This is a genomic window from Mycobacterium sp., assembly GCF_050701675.1.
Lineage (GTDB): Bacteria > Actinomycetota > Actinomycetes > Mycobacteriales > Mycobacteriaceae > Mycobacterium.
On record NZ_JBOGDD010001280.1, the window covers coordinates 1 to 1,549 of the forward strand.

Below are 1,549 nucleotides of genomic sequence, written 5' to 3' on the forward strand. Positions count from 1 at the left end.
AGCGTGCACCGCCGCCAACCGGATCCTGGTCCATTCCAGCCGCGCCGACGAGTTCCTGGCCGCGTTCACTGCAGAATTGACGAAGTTGCGCGCCGGTGATGGCTTCGACCCCAACACCGATCTCGGACCGTTGATCGATGCCCGTAGCCGCGCAAAAGTGCACCGTCTCGTCGAAGATGCTGTCGCACAGGGGGCGCGGGTTCACCTGGGCGGCCAGATCCCGCCCGGACCTGGGCACTTCTATCCGCCGACGGTCCTGACCGACGTCGCTCCGACAGCGGAGATCCTGCAACAGGGAGATCTTCGGCCCGGTAGCGCCGGTAATGACCTTCGGCACCGATCAAGAAGCGATTGAACTGGCCAACAGCACCACCAGCGGATTGACCAGTTACGTATTCAGCCGTGACATCAACCGCGCCCTTGCCATCAACGATGCCCTCGACACCGGCATGGTAGGAATCAACACCGGCCTCGTGTCCAACCCAGCCGCGCCGTTCGGCGGCATCAAGGAGTCAGGCCTCGGTCGTGAAGGCGGCCGACTCGGCATCGAGGACTTCCTCGACGTCAAATACTCAGCACTGCCCGTCTGTTCGCTCACCACATAGCAGATTCCGGACTGCGAAGGCATCAACGACTAGACTGCGTTAGCGGCAACCGCCGCAGCACGGCTCGGATTGGCGAAGAAAACAACATGGTCTACGTACCCAGCGATGAACGGCGCGAGCAGTTCATCGCGGCTGCCTCGAAGATCATCCGCGAGGAGGGCCTCGCCAAAGCCACCATCCGCCGCATCACCCAAGAAGCCGGCGCCACGCTAGGCAGTATGCATTACTGCTTTCGCAACAAAGAAGAACTCCTCGAGGCAGTATCGCAGGGCTTCGGAGATGAAGGTCTGACCGTCGCGGCCAAAGGCGTCCTGCCTGCCATGGGTGTCGCGAAGGCTACCGGCGAAATCCTCCGCATCCTGGCCGGCTGGATAATAGAGACAAAGGCCAGCCAGATAGGCGAATTCGAGTTTTACTCCTGGGCCATGCGCTCGGACAAGCATCAAGACATCCCGCAGCGGGTGTACACCAAATGGATCAACGGAGTGCGCAACCTCCTTGAACTGGCCGCGACCGGTGACGACGACACCCTCGATCTCGACATGATCTCAAGAACCATCATCGCCATGGCCGATGGCTTCAACCTCCAAGACGGCCTCCTCCACGAATCCCGCATCAGCGACAACATCGGAATCGTCACCGAGGCACTCATCACGGCGATCGATCACGGCAGATTCCGACGCAACTGAAGGCCAGGCGCCTAGGTGCGCGATTCGGTCGGTGCCGCTAGAGCACGCTGAGTGCTGACTCGGCAGCGAGTTTCAGGGCCTGGTCCACTGGAAGGGCCCGGTAGGACGTCGACAGGATCTCCACACCCCACGGCCCGTCGAAGCCGAGGCTGCGCAGCACACGCACCAGTCCGGTCAAATCGAAAGACCCTTCGCCGCAGGGTAACCGGCGATCGACGGTGTCCTCGAACAGCGTCCCGATCACCTCGGGTGCTG

General features: G+C 61.7%; 3 protein-coding genes and 1 pseudogene. 3 read left to right on the top strand and 1 reads right to left on the bottom strand.

Annotation, left to right across the window (positions count from 1 at the left end):
* From ACRDUX_RS39510 to ACRDUX_RS39520, 3 genes are all read left to right on the top strand, one after another.
* Positions 1-355: aldehyde dehydrogenase family protein (locus ACRDUX_RS39510; RefSeq protein ID WP_526422785.1), on the top strand; the 355-nt coding region annotated here is incomplete at its 5' end.
* Positions 324-605, top strand: a complete 282-nt coding sequence (locus ACRDUX_RS39515; RefSeq protein ID WP_526422787.1) for an aldehyde dehydrogenase family protein — start codon at positions 324-326, stop codon at positions 603-605. The genes ACRDUX_RS39510 and ACRDUX_RS39515, both read left to right, overlap by 32 nt.
* 86 nt (positions 606-691) lie before the next feature.
* Complete coding sequence (locus tag ACRDUX_RS39520; RefSeq protein WP_526422789.1) at positions 692-1,294, top strand: TetR/AcrR family transcriptional regulator; 603 nt, start codon at positions 692-694, stop codon at positions 1,292-1,294.
* 37 nt (positions 1,295-1,331) lie between these two features.
* Here ACRDUX_RS39520 and ACRDUX_RS39525 read toward each other — a convergent pair.
* A pseudogene (locus ACRDUX_RS39525) lies at positions 1,332-1,549 on the bottom strand (sugar phosphate isomerase/epimerase); the annotation flags it as partial.